At 41.0% G+C, this 19601-nt stretch carries 13 protein-coding genes; 8 read left to right on the plus strand and 5 right to left on the minus strand.

Translation table 11 applies throughout. The features are described 5' to 3' along the window. Positions 1-105 precede the first annotated feature (105 nt). From B2W36_RS06750 to prfB, 3 genes are all read right to left on the minus strand, one after another. Positions 106-1407, minus strand: coding sequence for a nucleotide sugar dehydrogenase (locus B2W36_RS06750; protein WP_293887000.1), 1302 nt, complete (start codon positions 1405-1407; stop codon positions 106-108). A 34-nt stretch (positions 1408-1441) separates the two neighbouring features. Continuing rightward, positions 1442-2887: a glycosyltransferase gene (locus B2W36_RS06755; RefSeq protein ID WP_293880066.1), complete on the minus strand. Its 1446-nt coding sequence runs from the start codon at positions 2885-2887 to the stop codon at positions 1442-1444. A 420-nt stretch (positions 2888-3307) separates the two neighbouring features. After that, positions 3308-4391 (minus strand): peptide chain release factor 2 gene (prfB, locus tag B2W36_RS06760; protein ID WP_293880361.1). Its coding sequence is split into 2 segments (ribosomal slippage): positions 3308-4330 and positions 4332-4391, totalling 1083 coding nucleotides; the frame shifts between segments, so codons are not numbered across the junction. A 215-nt stretch (positions 4392-4606) separates the two neighbouring features. Between prfB and pgi the strand changes: the two genes are divergently transcribed. Next, positions 4607-6274, plus strand: coding sequence for a glucose-6-phosphate isomerase (gene pgi / locus B2W36_RS06765; RefSeq protein WP_293887001.1), 1668 nt, complete (start codon positions 4607-4609; stop codon positions 6272-6274). Between the two features lie 168 nt (positions 6275-6442). Here pgi and B2W36_RS06770 read toward each other — a convergent pair whose 3' ends face one another. Together B2W36_RS06770 and B2W36_RS06775 are read right to left on the minus strand one after the other, a co-directional pair. After that, the gene (locus tag B2W36_RS06770; protein WP_293887003.1) at positions 6443-8359 is read right to left on the minus strand and encodes a heavy metal translocating P-type ATPase; all 1917 of its coding nucleotides are present in this window, start codon (positions 8357-8359) and stop codon (positions 6443-6445) included. Positions 8360-8528: 169 nt separating this feature from the next. Then, positions 8529-8870 (minus strand): phage holin family protein, encoded by a 342-nt coding sequence (locus tag B2W36_RS06775; protein WP_293880060.1) that lies wholly within the window; start codon positions 8868-8870, stop codon positions 8529-8531. 257 nt (positions 8871-9127) lie between these two features. Between B2W36_RS06775 and B2W36_RS06780 the strand changes: the two genes are divergently transcribed. From B2W36_RS06780 to B2W36_RS06810, 7 genes are all read left to right on the plus strand, one after another. Continuing rightward, complete coding sequence (locus B2W36_RS06780) at positions 9128-9553, plus strand: DUF2147 domain-containing protein (protein WP_209577168.1); 426 nt, start codon at positions 9128-9130, stop codon at positions 9551-9553. A gap of 155 nt (positions 9554-9708) precedes the next feature. Next, positions 9709-10956: an ABC transporter permease gene (locus B2W36_RS06785; RefSeq protein ID WP_293887004.1), complete on the plus strand. Its 1248-nt coding sequence runs from the start codon at positions 9709-9711 to the stop codon at positions 10954-10956. A 259-nt stretch (positions 10957-11215) separates the two neighbouring features. Next, a complete protein-coding gene (gene kbl, locus B2W36_RS06790) occupies positions 11216-12406 on the plus strand; it encodes a glycine C-acetyltransferase (RefSeq protein ID WP_293887006.1) in 1191 nt (396 codons plus the stop codon). A gap of 78 nt (positions 12407-12484) precedes the next feature. Beyond that, complete coding sequence (gene typA / locus B2W36_RS06795) at positions 12485-14290, plus strand: translational GTPase TypA (RefSeq protein ID WP_209577176.1); 1806 nt, start codon at positions 12485-12487, stop codon at positions 14288-14290. Between the two features lie 145 nt (positions 14291-14435). Continuing rightward, the gene (gene uvrA, locus B2W36_RS06800) at positions 14436-17237 is read left to right on the plus strand and encodes an excinuclease ABC subunit UvrA (protein ID WP_293887008.1); all 2802 of its coding nucleotides are present in this window, start codon (positions 14436-14438) and stop codon (positions 17235-17237) included. Positions 17238-17293: 56 nt separating this feature from the next. Continuing rightward, positions 17294-18937, plus strand: coding sequence for an alkaline phosphatase PafA (pafA, locus tag B2W36_RS06805; RefSeq protein ID WP_293887010.1), 1644 nt, complete (start codon positions 17294-17296; stop codon positions 18935-18937). A 144-nt stretch (positions 18938-19081) separates the two neighbouring features. Further along, complete coding sequence (locus B2W36_RS06810) at positions 19082-19522, plus strand: RrF2 family transcriptional regulator (protein WP_209577387.1); 441 nt, start codon at positions 19082-19084, stop codon at positions 19520-19522. Positions 19523-19601 lie beyond the last annotated feature (79 nt).

Below are 19601 nucleotides of genomic sequence, written 5' to 3' on the forward strand. Positions count from 1 at the left end.
TTTTATGATACTGAGTAGAGTAGCGCCTTATCTAACCTTCCATTAGTTAGATAAGGCCAACTTGAATTGAAGTTGAACTATTCAACGATCTTCTGCAAAAATTTCTTACAATCGTGCATCTACCAATTTTCGATCAAGTATTCCCTTGATATCAAATACAACAGAGTTCTCTTTTTTCAGGTTGCTGAGGTCTAAATGTAAGAATTCTCTATGGCCTACGGCGAGTATAACAGAATCATAGTAACCAATTTCTGGAAGAGTTGATAATAATTCAATATTGAAATGTGATTTTACTTCCTCTACATTCACCCACGGATCGTAGGCGTCTACCTTTAAACCGAACTCCTGAAGGTCGTGGATCATGTCAATAACCTTACTATTTCTTATATCAGGACAGTTTTCTTTGAATGTAACACCTAATACCAAAGCTTTGGCTCCATCAAATTTGATGTTTTTCTGAATCATCAGCTTCACAACTTTTGAAGCAATGAAAGAAGCGATCTGATCGTTCACCTCCCTTCCAGATAATATAACGTGTGGATGATAACCCAGTTGTGTAGCTTTTTGAGCAAGATAATAGGGGTCTACCGATATACAGTGCCCACCGACTAATCCTGGCTTGAAGCGGAGGAAATTATATTTTGTGCCCGCTGCATCCAATACATCCTGCGTATCTATACCTACACGATCAAAAATCAGAGCAAGCTCATTCATAAAGGAAATATTTACATCGCGCTGAGCATTTTCGATCACCTTGGCAGCTTCTGCTACTTTAATTGAGGGCGCTAAGTGGGTTCCGGCCTCAATAATTTTTTTATATAGTCCATCCACTGCCAACCCCGCTTCCGGAGTGCTTCCTGAGGTTACTTTGACCACTTTCTGAAGCGAGTTAACTTTATCGCCCGGATTAATCCGTTCAGGAGAATAACCAACATAAAAGTCTTGATTGAACGTTAATCCCGAATATTTCTCCAAAACCGGTATACATTCCTCTTCCGTACAACCAGGATAGACTGTGGATTCATAAATAACAAGATCGCCAGCAGTTAATAATTCGCCTATCATTTTTGATGCTCCGATCACTGGCGATAGATCGGGTGAATTATAGCGGTCTATGGGAGTTGGTACAGTAACAATATAGACATTTGCATCTGCAATGTCTGCAGTTGAGCTACTTGCATCATAGCCCTTACTTTGGTTTGATGTAGCATATAAATCTCTAACGCGAGCCAATTCTTTTTTATCGGTCTCTAGTGTACGGTCAACCCCCTGCTTAAGTTCCTCAATACGTGTTTTATTGATGTCAAATCCAATCACCGGGAAAAAATCTGAAAATGCTATTGCCAATGGCAACCCAACATACCCCTGGCCGATGACGGCAATCTTTTTTACCTGAAAATCTCTCATATATAGCTATAAATATACGTTCTTTGCATTAATTTTATCCCCTTGTCAACCAACCTCTACGTCCTGCCGTTGCTATCGCATATGGTGTAATCCAAAATAAACTGAAAGCATAGAATATACTGTAGCTATAAGCCCAGAAAGCTTCTTTGGCGTTTGCATTTTTAGAGGCAAAGAAATATGCCTGGATACTGGAGAATATCAAGATACCAACCAATGTTGAACTTAAGAACATCAGTGGATAATGAAATACAGTCCACAGCATAAGCAACAGCATTGGATAAGATAACAATACTTTTTTCCATTGCATAAGCAATAAGATACGCGCCCCCCATTTAGGACCTTGACGGAAATTCTTAAATGCGAATTTACTCATGGCGATGTTCTCGCGAACGTTGCTTCTTTCCCAACGGATAAACATCTTGTATAGATTTTTATAACGTACAGGTGTGTCTGTGTAAACATATGCATTTGATTGAAATAAGACATGATATCCTTGTTTCAAAATCATATTGGTCATCGCACGATCTTCACCGATATCAGAAGGCTGCCCCATAAATGTTTGGTTGATCCAATCTTCTAAACAGTTCATGACAGCTTCTTTGCGGTATCCCGAAAGCGCTCCTGGTGTACACATCACAGTACCTAGCATACTTTGTGCAGAACGTACAAATTCGAAGCTAAATACGAAGCTAACATTTAGCATACGTGGAATGATCGCTTTTTTGGTATTTAGTACACGCACATTTCCAGCTACTGCCCCACATTCCTTGTTTGTTACAAACGGGCTTGCCATATTACGTATGGTGTCTTTTTTTACAATAGAGTCACTGTCCACTGTAATAAAGATCTCTCCTGTTCCTAACTTAAAACCACGGTATAAGGCATGTCTCTTACCCATATTCTTAGGCTGTTTGTAAATCTCAACACGCTCGCCCAGTTCCAATTTGGCACGTTGTATCCATTCAAAAGTATTATCCTTACTACCGTCGTCAATCGCAATAATTTGCAGCTTTTTTTCTGGATAATCGCTGCTTGCTAAACTATGTAATGTATCATAAACCAGTTGTCCCTCATTATACGCCGGCACAATAATAGTACACGTTGGCAATTCTTCATCAGACACCGATGCTATTGGCTTGTATTTACGGTGAAGTACAATCAGAAAAATCAAAAAGCTGATTGCAATAACGGCAAGAAGTATACCGAAACCGATCAAAAATGTTCCTCCAATACTATCTAAACGTTGGAAACGTAACGCATCAAAGTCGGGCTGAAGCATATATACGCCAAAGACCGACGCAAATAAAATGAAAAATGTTGCTCCAACAATACCATACTCTTTAGGACCAAAGTTACTTTCTTCCTCTTTGCGAACTTTATTTTCAGATCGCTTTTCTGCTGCATTTACATCGTATACAGCAGGCTGCCATTGCTTGGTCATCTGCTTGGATACGATCGAGTTTTCTTTCATGTAATTCATAACCGTTCTATTTTAGATACACATTCGTTTTTTCAATCTTTAATTTAATATCGCTTTCGATATCTTTTGTAATGAAAATATTACGATTCCATAAATGCAAAACACATGCCTTTATTTCATGCCAAAAACACGATGCAATCCATAATTGTAACGTTATTGATACAAAAAGATTATATGTAAGACATTGGTTATTAGTTGTTTGATTTCGAATTGTAAAGGGAATTACTTAAAATGTGACTTCATTCTAATGAATGGATTTTTAAGATTTTTTAACATTTGCTATCTTTTTGTTAAACGAAATTGACAGTTTTTGTCACTAACTGTGTAGCAAAACGGCCATCATTATAATGGAAAGGAGAAGGAAAAAAAAAAGACGCTCGCTAATGCGGGCGTCTTTCAAATGATCAATTTCTAATTTCTTTATCCGCCAAATTCCATCAGGTAATTTTTCAGAAAATCATTGAGATCACCGTCTAACACAGCTTGTGTATTGGATGTTTCGTAATTTGTCCGTAAATCTTTAATTAACTTATACGGATGTAGGACATAGTTTCGAATTTGGGAACCCCATTCGATTTTCTTTTTGTTTCCTTCAATAGCAGCTGTAGCTTCTTGGCGTTTACGCATTTCAATCTCATACAACTGTGATTTCAATAAACGCATCGCATTTTCCTTATTTTGCAATTGCGATCTGGATTCCTGATTCTTAATAATGATGCCCGTGGGTTTGTGGTGTAATCGAACTGCGGTTTCTACTTTATTTACGTTCTGCCCACCTGCACCACCAGAGCGGAAAGTATCCCATTCAATTTCAGAATCCTTCACATCGATCTCAATATTATCATCGATCAAGGGGTAAACGTAGACTGATGCAAAAGAGGTATGGCGTTTTGCGTTAGAATCAAATGGGGATATCCGAACGAGCCTATGTACACCATTTTCTCCCTTGAGGTAGCCGTAAGCAAAATCTCCCGATATCTGCAGGGTAACACTCTTGATGCCGGCTACATCACCTTCCTGAGAATCTTGCTCGGTTACTTTATAACCATTTTTCTCGCCCCACATAATATACATCCGCATCAGCATGGCAGCCCAGTCGCAGCTTTCAGTACCGCCTGCACCGGCAGTAATCTGTAAGATTGCATCCAGCTGATCCTCTTCAGCACTAAGCATATTTTTAAATTCGAGCTCTTCGACTTTTTCTAAGGCGAGTTGATATTGTTCGTCCACTTCCTTTTCGCTGGCGTCGCCCGATTGGTAGAATTCATACATGACATAGGCGTCTTCAACCGCCGCTGCAACTTCGTCGAAGTGGTCTGTCCATACCTTTTGGGTTTTTATGGCCAGAAGTATTTTCTCTGCCGCTTTGGAATCGTCCCAAAAGCTTGCTTCAAGCGTAATCGCTTGATCTCTCTCTATTTCTTCTTTGCGTGCATCGATGTCAAAGATGCCTCCTCAGGGAAGTCACACGATCCCTCAAGTCTTGAATTTGTTCTTTTGTCATATCCGCTAAAGTATAAATTTTAATTAATAAATTCATGCCTCTGCCGAAGAACTTAACGTTGAATATCCGTTGGTAAATAGGGATATGTGACCTTTTTTTTTTAGTTTTGGTATTGTCAGCAGAATAAACCTTCATGTGAGGATCTACACTCGGTGTATTATAGCGATCTAGAAGACTTTTGTTGACGTTTAAAACAAATATTTTAGTAAAAACAGATGTTTCCAAAAATTAACTTTACACAGACGCAAGCCTATAAGGATCTCACCCAGCATTTTGGATCTTTATTTGGGCCATATAGTAATGATTTCAAAGATTTACGCCAACTTTTTGCAGAAGATCCTGCACGCTTCGATAAATTTTCAATAGCATTTGAAGATATTCTTTTAGATTATTCCAAGAATAGCATTACGGAAGACACGAGAGCACTCTTGGTGCAGCTAGCTAAAGAATGCGGTCTTGCTGAGGCAATAGAGGCGATGTTTTCGGGCGAGCGTATTAATGTCACCGAGAATAGGCCCGTGTTACACACGGCCTTGCGGAATCAATCTGATCAACCCGTTTACGTGGATGGTCAAGATGTGATGCCTGATGTTAAACGTGTATTGGCGCAGATGAAAGCTTTCACAGAAAACATGCTATCTGGTCAGTGGAAAGGATATACGGGCAAAGAGATTACCGATGTGGTAAATATCGGCATTGGCGGTTCAGATCTTGGTCCCGTGATGGTAACAGAGGCTCTTAAGGCTTATAAAACACGTTTAAATGTACATTTTGTTTCTAATGTGGACGGGACGCATATTGCTGAAACTTTGAAAGCTGTAGATCCTGAAACCACGTTATTTCTGATTGCTTCAAAGACGTTCACCACACAGGAAACGATGGCCAATGCCCATACAGCCAAAGACTGGTTTTTGGCAAGTGGCGCTCTTGAGGAAGACGTCGCTAAGCATTTTGCGGCATTGAGCACCAACACACAAGCAGTACAAACCTTTGGAATAGATACTCAAAATATGTTTGAATTTTGGGACTGGGTTGGCGGACGTTATTCGCTTTGGTCTGCAATAGGTCTTTCTATCAGTCTGGCAATAGGTTTTGACCGTTTCGAAGAGCTGCTAAAAGGTGCCTACGATGCCGATGTTCATTTCAAAGAAACTGCTTTTGAATCCAATATTCCGGTCATATTGGCTTTGCTTGGCGTATGGTACAATAATTTTTTCAAATCCGAAAGCCATGCAATTCTTCCCTATGATCAATATCTACACCGTTTTGCTGCCTATTTCCAACAAGGGGATATGGAAAGTAATGGAAAATATATAGATAGGAATGGCGAACAAGTGCAATATCAGACCGGCCCAATTATCTGGGGTGAGCCCGGTACAAACGGACAACATGCGTTCTATCAATTAATCCATCAGGGAACCAAGTTGATTCCATGCGATTTTATTGCGCCTGCAAATAGCCTTAATCCAATTGGAAATCATCATCAATTGTTATTGTCCAATTTTTTTGCGCAGACCGAGGCGCTAATGAATGGTAAAACAGCGGAAGAAGTGGTTGCCGAATTAAAGAAAGCTGGGAAATCAGATCAAGATATAGAAGCGCTTAAAGCTTATAAAGTTTTTTCGGGTAATCGCCCGACGAATTCCATCTTATTGAAAAAAATGACTCCACGCACATTGGGAAGACTTATTGCATTTTATGAACATAAAATCTTTGTCCAAGGTGTGATTTGGAACATCTATAGTTTCGATCAATGGGGCGTTGAACTAGGTAAACAGTTGGCCAACCAAATCCTTCCGGAATTAAATGATGACAACACGGTGTCAAGCCATGATTCTTCTACTAATGGATTGATCAATGCGTACAAGGCTTGGCGGAATTAAAATTTCTTACTCGATCTGAAGTAGATCATGGATGAAACATAGGAAGCGGGGCTGTTCAATTTTGGACAGCCCCGCTTTTTTTTAATTATGGATGTATTCCACTACAGTATTTTTCAGTGCTCTAATTTCTACAAGTGTTACGATCTAATTTTTTGGATAACGTCATTTTCATACTTTTTTATGCTGTATTCGGATAGCATTTAAAATCGCCAAAAGGGCGACTCCCACATCCGCTATGACCGCTTCCCAAAGTGTTGCAACACCACCGGCCCCAAGGATCAAAACAATGACCTTTACTCCCATTGCCAAGATTACATTCTGCCAGACAATATTGCGGGTTATTTTTCCGATTTTGATGGCCGATAAGATCTTGTTGGGCTCATCGTTCTGGATTACGATATCAGCTGTCTCTATCGTCGCATCAGCGCCGAGTCCACCCATTGCGATGCCTACCTGTGCTAATGCAACTACTGGAGCATCATTTACACCATCACCGGCAAAGGCAACATGGCGTCCTTGATCGAGCAGTTGCTGTACATGGCTAACCTTATCCTCAGGGAGGAGGTCGCCATATGCCTCGTTTATCCCCAGCTCTTTGGCTACCATGTTTACTACCGCTGTTTTATCGCCAGATAACATGACCGTATAAAGACCTTGCGCACGCATTGCCTGAATAACGGCCTTCGATCCTGCTTTAATCCGGTCTGCAACGGTTATATAACCGGCATACTTGCCATCGATGGCAAGCATCACAATGGAATATACCATTTTCCTCAAATCATCCGGGTAGCTAATGTTGTATTTGTCCAATAGCTTGCTGTTGCCTGCTAGTGTTTGCTTTCCATTCACCGTGGCACAAAGTCCATGGCCTGCAATTTCCTGAATATTTTCCGTTTTTAGGGCTGTGCTGCCTGGATTATAACTGGCGATCGCCTTCGCAATGGGATGTGTGGAATGTACCTCTATCGCTTTTGCATAATCCAATAATTCTTGGGGATCTCCATTGACTGCAACAACCTCCGTTACTTCAAATACACCCGCTGTGAGTGTACCTGTTTTATCCATTACTACAGTATCAACTGCGGTAATGGCATCGAGGAAGTTGCCTCCCTTAAATAATATTCCGTTTCGCGAGGCTAAACCTATTCCGCCAAAATAACCCAAGGGGATAGAAACAACTAGGGCGCAGGGGCAACTAATTACCAAGAAGACCAAACTCCGGTAGAACCAGTCCTTAAAACTATAGTCTTGCACAAAGCATAGGGGCACAATAAGCACCAATAGCGCAAGACCAAAGATTATGGGGACATATACTTTAGCAAATTTGGCAATAAACAACTGCGTTTTGGATTTACGCGCTGTAGCATCTTGTACCATTTCGAGGATTTTGCTCAACTTGCTATCCTCAAATTTGTTGGAGACCTCGATTTCTACAACCGTTTCCAAATTAATCATCCCCGCAAAAACCGTTTCACCCCTATATTTTGTGTCAGGTTTACTCTCTCCCGTCAAAGCGGCGGTATTAAATGCGGCTTTTTCTGTATTCAACTTACCATCAAGAGCCACTTTTTCACCCGCTTTTACAAGGATGATTTCGCCAGTTGTGACAGTCTTTGGGTTTACCTGTTGTTGTTGGCCATTTCGTAATACAATAACGGTATCGGGACGGATATCCAAGAGTGATTTGATCGATTTCTTGGCATTGTCTACGGCGGTGTCCTGAAACCATTCTCCGATTTGGTAGAATACCATTACCGCAACACCCTCTTCAAATTCTCCAATAGCGAATGCACCTAAGGTTGCCACAGTCATCAAAAAGAATTCATTAAAAATATCAGCCCTTTTTGCCTTACGGAAAGCCATCAGGATAACAGGTATTCCCGCAAGCAGGTAAGCGATGCTATTTAGGGCTAAACTGATGCCAAACGGAAGAGTGATCTTGAAAGCATATTTCAATAAAAGTAAAGTAAGCAGGATGACAAGAGCGATGAGCAACTTGCTCTGGGCAATCCACCAAGGCTGCTCCTTTGTCGTAAGGGAGTGCTCTTGTGTGGCATTGCTATGCTCATGGTTGTGTTCACACATATATCAGCGTTTCTTTTTAAAAAATTAAATTTAACGATTTCTGCCGTAAATAGCGAGAGGAATGCGGATGGGTGTGTAATGTCAGTAGACTGAGGTAAGGAATAAGAAATAAAAAAGGCGTTCGTATCAATTGATTTGAACACCTTTAACTACGTAATATAATGTATCTTTAATCTTTTGACATACTGCCAACGATCATCTCTAATACGGCAACGACAATGGCAAACAGCGCGGCAGTCCAAAAACCATCTACATCAAATTTTGAACCGAGTAGCCAATCGGACAGCAGAACCATTAATACTGTAATAATAAAGGATACCAAACCCAGTGTTAGCCAATTTAAGGGGAACGTAAATAACCGTAAAATCGATCCTACAGTTGCATTGACAAATCCAATCACGAGTCCGGTAACAATGGCCCAGCCAAATCCAGCAACATGAGCTCCAGGTACAAGCCAGCAGGCAACCGCCACGACCAACCCGGTAAGTAAAAGACTAATAATAAATTTCATAATATGTGCTAATTTTTGTAAATAGTTAAAAAAGAAATAATATGATTATAATGTTGCAAACCCAATGCCAAACTTTATTGACGTATGAATTCTAGGTATTACGAAAAAAAGGCTTTTTGCAGGTTAATGGCCAGATACATTAAGGATATTTTGTTGTTAACTAAATGCAGTTTTGATATTAAATATATGCGAGCATAGTAAATATTTCTTATCTTTATTTATAACGAGCTTCACATGCTCATAAAACTAATAAACCCATGAAGAAAATTATGATGTCATTCTTAATGTTGCTGACTACAGTAACATTATTTGCGCAAACAGATCCCATCATCGGAAAATGGGAAAATCCAAGTGGCGAAGGTCGTGTTGAAATTTACAAAAAAGGCGATAAGTTTTTTGGTAAGCTCTATTGGCTGAAATTTCCTAACAACGAAGCAGGTCAGCCAAAGAAAGATATAAAAAATCCAGATAAAGCCCTGCAGGGCAGGAATGTGCAAGGGCTGGAGATCTTGACCAATTTTGAAAAAGATGGCAGTACTTATGTCGATGGAAAGATTTACGATCCAAAGTCAGGCAAAACATATAGCTGCAAGATGACGCTAAAAGGTGATAAGCTTGATATCAGGGGCTATATGGGCGTGAGCCTGCTCGGACGTACAGAGACATGGAAAAGAATTCATTAAGAACGATAACAGCTGCTAAATTGGTGTAATCCGCTAGCATGCACAGCTGAGGTCACAACCAAAAAGGCAATTTATTCCATAGCAGTAAATTGCCTTTTTGGTTTTGTGCGGGAATTACAGTATTTTCATCCCTACAAATCATACATATTAGCTTTATGGCCGTAAAAATGTCTTATGTTGAGAATGTCAAGCTTGCATTACAGTCTATTGTAGGGAATAAGCTGCGTACATTTCTAACAGCACTGATTATTGCCATAGGAATGATGGCTCTTATAGGGGTGTTGACCTCGATAGATGCCATGAAGAACTCCCTGACAGACTCCTTTTCATCGATGGGGTCAAACTCTTTCAACATCCGCAACCGCGGGCTCAATGTTCGCATCGGGAATGAGGGGACGCGTTCCAAAGTCTTCGCTAATATAACGTATGCACAGTCCGTCCGATTTAAACAAGATTTTCACTTTAATGCATTGACATCAGTCAGTGCCAATGTGAGCTGGAATACGACTGCAAAATTTCAATCCAAAAAAACAAACCCCAATATTGGCCTGATAGGCACCGACGAAAATTATCTGCAGACATCGGGGTATGTTGTCAACGAAGGCCGTAATTTTTCCACCAGAGAGGTAGAAACAGGTAGTGGTGTTATTATCATTGGCAGTGAAGTCAGTAAAATGCTTTTCAATGAAATCATTGATCCGGTAGGGCAGTTTATTACCGTTAACAATATCCGTTATATGGTTATCGGTGTATTAAAAAGTAAAGGTTCTTCTGCGGGGATGGGGGGAGATAGGGCATGTTTTATTCCGCTGATCAAGGCAAGGGCAGTGATGCAGGGTGCTGATCCCTCCTATGTGATAACTGTTTCATCCAACGATCCTATGCGATTGGAAGCGGCGATTGGTGAAGCTACTATCGTATTTAGAAACATCCGCGGATTGGCCTCAAGGCAAACCAATGATTTTGAAATTACCAAGTCCGATGCGGTTGCCCAGATGCTGATGCAAAATATGGCAATGGTGACTTTAGGGGCTGTAGTGATTGCTTTTATCACCCTGGTGGGCGCTTCAATTGGATTGATGAATATTATGCTTGTTTCGGTCACGGAGCGGACACGCGAGATCGGTATACGTAAGGCGATCGGAGCAACACCGAGTGTTATCCGTAAACAGTTTTTGATGGAAGCAATTGTGATTTGCATGATCGGTGGTGTTGCCGGGATCTTTATAGGTATTCTGATCGGTAATATCCTGGCCCTGCAGCTCGGTACATCTTTTATTATACCGTGGGGAGCAATTATTATGGGCTTTGCAGTATGCGGACTCGTCGGTATGCTGTCGGGTTATTACCCAGCTTCAAAAGCATCTAAATTGGATCCGGTCGATGCGCTCCGATACGAATAAACTTTCCCTCTGCTTTCAATACTTTAATTAATTTTAAGAAAGATAAGACCTATCGTTACACGATGGTTTGTATGCGTATTCGTGCTTATTTTAATTGGAGCTGCAGAGATGGGACAAACGCGTATTTTATGCAATCGGTTTAATGTTACCAAATCATTGATTTGGGATAAATTCTCCGTGAATAACGTCCATCAGGGAAGGTAACACAAGTTATTCCAATGAAAAAACTGTAATATTGTATAAAAATTAAAATCGAATTATGTACACAACATTACAACCAGTTTTAGCAAAGGAATTGGAAGCAATCAAAGAAGCGGGATTGTATAAACGAGAGCGAGTGATCGTTACTCCGCAGGGAGCAGATATCAAAGTAAGCACAGGGCAAGAAGTTATCAATTTTTGTGCTAACAATTATTTGGGTCTGTCTTCGCACCCAAAAGTAATCGAGGCTGCTAAGAAAGCGATTGATACGCACGGTTATGGAATGTCTTCAGTACGTTTCATCTGTGGTACCCAAGATGTGCATAAAGAATTAGAGGCAAAAATTTCTAAATTTCTCGGAACAGAAGATACTATTTTATACGCGGCTGCATTTGACGCTAATGGTGGAGTGTTTGAGCCCTTATTTGGTGCTGAAGATGCCATCATTTCAGATGAATTAAATCATGCCTCCATTATTGACGGTGTCCGTTTGTGCAAAGCTCAGCGTTTCCGCTATAAAAATGCAGATATGGCAGATTTGGAAGCTCAGTTGCAAGCAGCATCTGGTGCGCGGCATAAGATCATTGTTACAGATGGTGCATTTTCAATGGATGGGTCAGTAGCTCCATTGGATCAGATCTGTGATCTTGCAGACAAATATCAAGCATTAGTGATGATTGATGAGTCGCACTGTACAGGATTTATCGGAGCGACGGGACGTGGCACACATGAGCTTTTCAATGTGATTGATCGTGTAGATATCATTACGGGTACGTTGGGTAAGGCATTAGGTGGAGCATCAGGTGGTTTTACTTCCGGAAAAAAAGAAATTATCGATTTGTTACGTCAGCGTTCACGTCCTTACCTATTTTCAAACACATTAGCACCGGCTATTGCTGGAGCTTCCGTTGCGGTATTGGACATGCTGAGTGAGACTACTGCATTGCGCGACAAGCTGGAATCAAATACCATCTACTTCCGTGAAAAAATGACGGCTGCGGGTTTCGATATCAAGCCAGGTTTCCACCCGATCGTGCCTGTTATGCTCTATGATGCGAAATTAGCGCAGGAGTTTGCATCAAAAATGTTGGAGGAAGGAATTTACGTGATTGGCTTCTACTATCCCGTTGTACCTCAAGGAAAAGCTCGTATTCGGGTGCAGATTTCAGCTGGACATGAGCTTGCACACCTAGATAAAGCAATTGCCGCCTTTACTAAAGTAGGTAGAGAATTAGGTGTAATTAAATAAAATACACATAGTTATAAAATTTATGGTGCAAAATGTTTATCTTTGCACCCTGAATTTAAAAACAAATTTACTTGCTAGATGCAAAATATTAGAAACATAGCGATTATCGCTCACGTCGATCACGGTAAAACTACGTTGGTAGACAAAATCTTACACTTCACAAATCTTTTTAGAGATAATGACGGTACAGGTGATTTAATTCTGGATAATAATGATTTAGAACGTGAACGCGGTATTACTATCGTCGCTAAAAACGTTTCTGTAGAATATAAAGGTGTAAAAATTAACGTTATTGATACACCTGGTCACGCCGATTTCGGTGGTGAGGTTGAGCGTGTATTGAAAATGGCTGATGGTGTTGTTTTGCTTGTGGATGCTTTCGAAGGTCCAATGCCACAAACACGTTTCGTTACTCAAAAAGCATTATCATTAGGTTTGAAACCTTTGGTAGTTGTGAATAAAGTTGATAAAGAAAACTGTCGCCCTGAAGAGGTGTACGAAAACGTATTTGATTTATTCTATAGTCTGGATGCGACAGAAGAACAATTGGCATTCCCAGTATTATACGGTTCATCCAAACATGGTTGGATGTCAACAGATTGGAAAGAAAAGAAAGAAGATGTATCTGAATTATTAGATGCTATCATCAGTCATTTCCCACCTTCCCCATTTGTTGAAGGTACATTGCAAATGCAGATCACATCGTTGGATTACTCTACGTTCGTTGGACGTATCGCTATCGGTCGTGTAGCACGTGGTACAATCAAAGAAGGTCAACCTATTTCGTTGGTAAAACGTGATGGCAAAATCGTTAAATCACGCGTAAAAGAACTGCATACATTCGAAGGCTTAGGTCGTCGTCGTGTGGAAGAAGTTAAATGTGGAGATATCTGTGCAGTAGTTGGTATTGAAGGTTTTGATATTGGTGACACCATTGCAGATTTCGAAAACCCAGAACAATTGGAAGTTATCAGCATTGATGAACCGACAATGAACATGTTGTTTACGATCAACAACTCTCCATTCTTTGGTAAAGAAGGTAAATTGGTTACTTCAAGACACATTCACGATCGTTTACAAAAGGAATTAGAAAAGAACTTGGCTTTACGCGTTGTTCCTACGGAATCTCCAGATGCTTGGTTGGTATACGGACGTGGTATTCTTCACTTATCTGTATTGATCGAAACAATGCGTCGTGAAGGTTACGAATTGCAAGTAGGTCAACCGCAAGTAATCTTGAAAGAAATTGATGGCAAAAAATGTGAACCTATCGAAGTATTGGTAGTTGACGTGCCTGCAGAGGTTTCTGGTAAAGTTATTGAATTAGTCACGCAACGTAAAGGTGAACTTCTAGTGATGGAGACGAAAGGCGAAATGCAACATCTTGAGTTTGAAATCCCTTCTCGTGGTATCATTGGTCTACGTAACAACGTATTGACTGCTACTGCTGGTGAAGCTGTAATGGCTCACCGTCTGAAAGGATACGAGCCTTGGAGAGGAACAATTCCTGGACGTCTGCACGGTGTATTGATCTCCTTAGATAAAGGTACAACTACAGCGTACTCTATCGATAAATTGCAAGATAGAGGTAAGTTCTTTGTTGATCCAGGTGTCGATATTTATGAAGGCCAGATCTTAGGTGAGCATATTCGTGACAATGACTTAACGATCAACATCGTTAAAGGTAAACAGTTGACAAATATGCGTGCATCGGGTACAGATGATAACACACGTATCGCACCAGCGATTAAATTCTCTTTAGAGGAGTCTATGGAGTATATCCAAGCGGACGAATATATTGAGGTTACACCACAATCTATCCGCTTACGTAAAATCTATTTGACTGAAAATGAGCGTAAAGTAAACGCGAAGAAATTCCAATAGTCAATCGTAGAACAGGATACATAAAAAGCCATCGAATATTTTGTTCGATGGCTTTTTTATGTACTAAAGAAAACCGAACTGCTTTTTAATTCGCAGGAATATAATCAGCCAATAATACGTAACTTTGTGTGAGATAAGGATAATTATGAGTAAAAAGGTGGAGCATACTCCAAAAGAATATATTCAGATAAAGGGAGCAAGAGTTAACAATTTAAAGAATATTGACGTTGATATCCCTAAAAATAAATTAGTTGTTATCACTGGAATGTCGGGCTCAGGAAAATCCTCCTTAGCTTTTGATACACTATATGCCGAAGGACAGCGGCGCTATGTCGAAAGTCTTTCTTCGTACGCCAGGCAGTTTATGGGGCGTATGAACAAACCTGAGGTGGATTACATCAAAGGCATTGCTCCAGCAATTGCCATCGAGCAACGTGTCATTACCTCCAACCCGCGCTCGACGGTAGGCACTTCGACGGAGATATATGACTATCTTAAATTGTTATATGCCCGTATTGGAAAGACAATTTCTCCTATATCTGGTCGTGAGGTGACTAAAGACAGTGTGAGCTCAGTGGTGGATTTTGCGCTGAATTTAGGTGATGATACCACCGTGACGCTTCTTGCACCGCTTATTCCCTCTCACGGGCGTAAATTAAAGGAAGAACTTTCTCTACTCTTGCAGAAAGGTTTTGTGCGTATTTTCTACGAAGACCGTATGCAGAAAATTGAAGCTGTGATAGAGGATAAAGCCATCGCCAATAAAGACCTCCAAGATGGAGAAGTCCTTATTGTTGTCGACCGCGTGCGTATTGAACAGGATGATGATACGATAAATCGGCTTTCTGATTCTATCCAAACTGGTTTTTTCGAAGGTAAGGGTGAACTCTATATGGAAGAAAATGGTCAGCGCCATCATTTCTCCCATAAATTTGAACTCGACGGAATAACATTTGAGGAGCCTACTCCAAATTTCTTCAGTTTTAACAACCCTTATGGTGCCTGTCGCCGATGTGAAGGTTATGGGAAAATCATTGGTATTGATCCGGACCTTGTTATTCCCGACAAAAGCCGGTCGGTATACGATGGCGCAATAGCACCTTGGCGAGGAGAGAAAATGGGAGAATGGCTACAAAAGCTTGTTAAAAGTTCATTGAAGTTCGATTTTCCGATACATCGTGCCTACATGGATCTGACCAAGGCTCAAAAGGAGCTCTTGTGGACAGGAAATAAATATTTTGCTGGTCTTACGCAGTTCTTTGAAGAGCTCGAGTCCCAGACCTATAAAATTCAATACCGTGTAATGCTTTCCCGCTATCGCGGGAAAACAGATTGCCCAGACTGCCGTGGCACCCGATTGCGGAAAGATGCTACTTACGTCAAGGTTGGTGGAAAATCCATCACAGATGTTGTATTGATGCCTTTGGAAGAGGCACTGGAATTCTTTAAAAATTTGCCACTGGTCGGTAATGAGCTGGTCATTGCAAAAAGACTTCTTGCCGAAATTAATAATCGACTGCAATTTCTTTGCGATGTTGGTTTAAGCTACCTGACTTTGAATCGGCTGTCAAATACGCTTTCAGGCGGAGAGTCACAGCGAATCAATCTGGCGACTTCCTTGGGAAGTTCGCTCGTAGGTTCTATTTATGTGTTGGACGAACCGAGTATTGGTCTCCATCCGCGTGATACACAGCGCCTCATTTCTGTGCTGAAATCATTACGCGATGTCGGTAATACAGTGGTCGTAGTCGAACATGAGCAAGAGATGATGGAGTCTGCGGATTATCTGATTGATATCGGCCCTGAAGCAGGTATCAACGGCGGGGAGATGGTCTTTGCGGGTACATATCAGCAGATTCTACAAGATACTAAAAGCTTGACAGGTCAATACCTGAGTGGAAAAAGCCGGATTGAAGTACCTAAAAAACGCCGTTCGTGGTCGAGTAGCGTTACCATTAAGGGAGCCCATGAAAATAACCTACAAGGAATTGATGTACAATTTCCATTAAATACGTTCACTGTCGTAACCGGTGTTTCGGGATCCGGTAAGACCTCATTGGTTAAGCGTATCCTTTATCCTGCATTGCAGAAGTCTATTGGTAATTACTCCGGTGAACAAACGGGGATCTATGATGCGATTGAGGGAGACATTGCCCGAGTTGAACAAGTTGAAATGGTCGATCAAAATCCGATTGGCCGTTCGTCGAGATCCAATCCGGTCACTTATGTCAAAGCCTGGGATGAAATCAGGGCTTTATATGCCAGTCAAGCACCAGCTAAAGCTGCTGGATTGAAACCTGCCGCATTTTCATTTAACGTTGAAGGCGGACGATGTGATGTCTGTCAGGGTGAAGGTGAAGTTAAAATTGAAATGCAATTTATGGCTGATATTGTTTTACCCTGCGAGGCCTGTGGTGGAAAACGATTTAAGCAGTTTGTACTTGATGTACATTACAAAAATAAGTCGGTAGCGGATGTTCTTGAGTTGAGCGTGGATGAAGCCATTACATTCTTTGCAGACCAGCCTAAAATATTGGCCAAACTGCAGCCTCTACAGGATGTTGGACTGGGCTACGTTAAACTCGGTCAATCGTCGAGTACGCTATCGGGAGGTGAAGCCCAGCGGATTAAATTGGCTTCATTCTTAATTAAGGGAAATAATAGCAAGAAAACACTTTTTATCTTTGATGAACCAACGACAGGCTTGCATTTTCAGGATATCAAAAAGCTCTTGAAATCATTTGATGCACTGATTGCCTTAGGAAACAGTATCTTGGTGATTGAACACAATATGGATATGATTAAATCGGCAGACTGGGTCATTGATATTGGGCCTGAGGGCGGAAATAAAGGCGGTAAACTCGTTTTTGCGGGGCTTCCTGAAGAACTTATTCATTGTAAAGATTCTTATACAGGGCAATTTTTAAAAGCACATTTAAAAGATTAAACCCTACTTTAGCCTGTGAAATTGATAAAACAAATATTTTAATACTTAATACGATTATGATTAAAAGATTTTTTTTAAGCGTCGTCCTTGGAATAGCAGCGCTTTCGTCCATGGCGCAACAGCCAGAAAAACCAAAATTGGTTGTCGGCCTGATGGTGGACCAAATGCGGTGGGATTATTTGTATCGTTTTGCAGATCGATATGGCAATGATGGTTTCAAACGACTTTTGAAAGAAGGGTTCTCCTGCGAAAATACATTGATTAATTATATCCCGACCTATACGGCTATTGGGCACAGTTCGGTCTATACAGGTTCTGTTCCCTCCATCCATGGGATTGCGGGTAATGACTGGATTGAAGAGCAGACCGGAAAGAATATGTATTGTACGCAGGACGACAATGTTGTCGGTGTAGGTACTACCGCAAAGGAGGGGCAGCAGTCTCCACGCAATTTGCTTGCATCTACTGTAACCGACCAATTGAAATTAGCCTCTAACTTTAAGTCCAAAGTCATCGGTATCGCAATTAAAGACCGCGGTGGGATCTTGCCGGCAGGGCATTTTGCGGATGCGGCCTATTGGTTTGAAGCAAAATCCGGTGATTGGATTACTTCCAATTTCTATATGGACAAACTTCCAAAATGGGTGGTGGACTTCAATAAGAAAAAATTAGCCGAGAAATATCTGAAAGGCGACTGGAAGCCAATGTATGACATCAGTACATACGCTGCCAACAGTATTGCAGATGACAATATCTATGAAGGTAAGTATCCGGGTGAAGAGAAACCGACACTGCCTCGCGCCACTTCCAAGTTGATGAAAGACGAGGGCTATGAGCTGATCAAAACCACGCCAATGGGTAATCAGTTTACATTAGATATGGCCAGGGAGGCAATCAAAAATGAACAGATGGGTAATAACCCAACTAACAATACCGATTTTCTTTGTGTGAGTCTCTCTGCGACAGATTACGTGGGACACCGCTATTCATTGACAGCCGTGGAGATTGAAGATATGTATCTGCAACTTGATAAACAACTTGCGGAATTCTTCAAATACCTCGATAACACCGTCGGCAAGGGTAACTATACGTTCTTTATGACGGCAGACCACGGCGCTTCTTATAACTCTCGGTTCTTTATGGATATGAAAGGAAACGGTGGTTATTTCTATTCCCGTCAGATTATCACAGGTCTTAACAAAACGCTTAAAGAGAAATTTGGACAAGAGAAGCTTGTAAAAAGCATGATGAACTATCAGGTTCATTTAAACAATCAGTTGATCGATTCTTTGCAGCTGGATCGCAATAAAATAAAAGAGATTATCATTCGTGAACTTCGTCATACCGAAGGTGTGGCGTATGTTGCTGATATGGAGAAGGGGGAAAGCCTAATGATTCCAGCGCCTATTCGCGAGAAAATGATCAATGGTTATAACTTTAAGCGTAGTGGTGCTATCCAGATTGTTTGCGAACCACAATGGTACGATGGTACGCCTCGCTCGACAGGTACTACCCATGGAACATGGTCTGCCTACGATTCCCATATTCCTTTGGTATTTATGGGCTGGGGTATCAAGCCAGGAGTATCCAATACAGAGGTACATATTGTGGATATTGCACCCACAATTGCAGCACTTTTGCACATTACCGAACCAAATGGTAGTATTGGAAAACCCATCACGGCGGTATTGGGGCAATAAGGAAATGCAGTAGATACGTTTCCAGTATAGGGAGGTGAAGCTTCCGTTTGGGGTGTTTACAGCTGGTATAGGCATGAAATGGTGCGGGTTTTATTCTATTGAATAAAAAACGTAAATTTGCGATTCAACAGGGGGTTAATAAATATGCTTTCCAAAAAGACAAAATATGCAATAAAGGCACTAATGGTGCTTGGTCGTAACTACGGTAATGAGCCTATGCAAATCGTAAAGATTGCGCAGGAAGAGAATATTCCCAAGAAATTTTTGGAACAGATTCTGCTCGAAATGCGAAATGCCGGAATTCTCTATAGCAAGAAAGGTGCTGGGGGAGGGTATAGCCTCAATAAGGCACCAGAAGACGTTTTCTTATCGCAGGTTATGCGCTTGATCGATGGGCCTATCGCGTTGCTACCCTGTGTAAGTTTAAATTTCTACCGATCGTGCGAAGAGTGTACCCAAGAGCATGCCTGTGGCATACGCGATACATTCGTTGAGGTAAGAAATGCCATGTTGCAGATATTGAATGATACGAGTATTGCCCATTTAATCAATAAGGAAAAAGAATTGAATTTAAATGTAGAATAAAGAAAATAAAAATTTTTTTTCATTTTCAATGGAGGCCTGACAAATAAGTCAGGCCTCTTTTTTTTTGTCATGATATTTT

The sequence above is a fragment of the Sphingobacterium sp. UBA3549 genome (assembly GCF_002376635.1).
Taxonomy (GTDB): domain Bacteria; phylum Bacteroidota; class Bacteroidia; order Sphingobacteriales; family Sphingobacteriaceae; genus Sphingobacterium.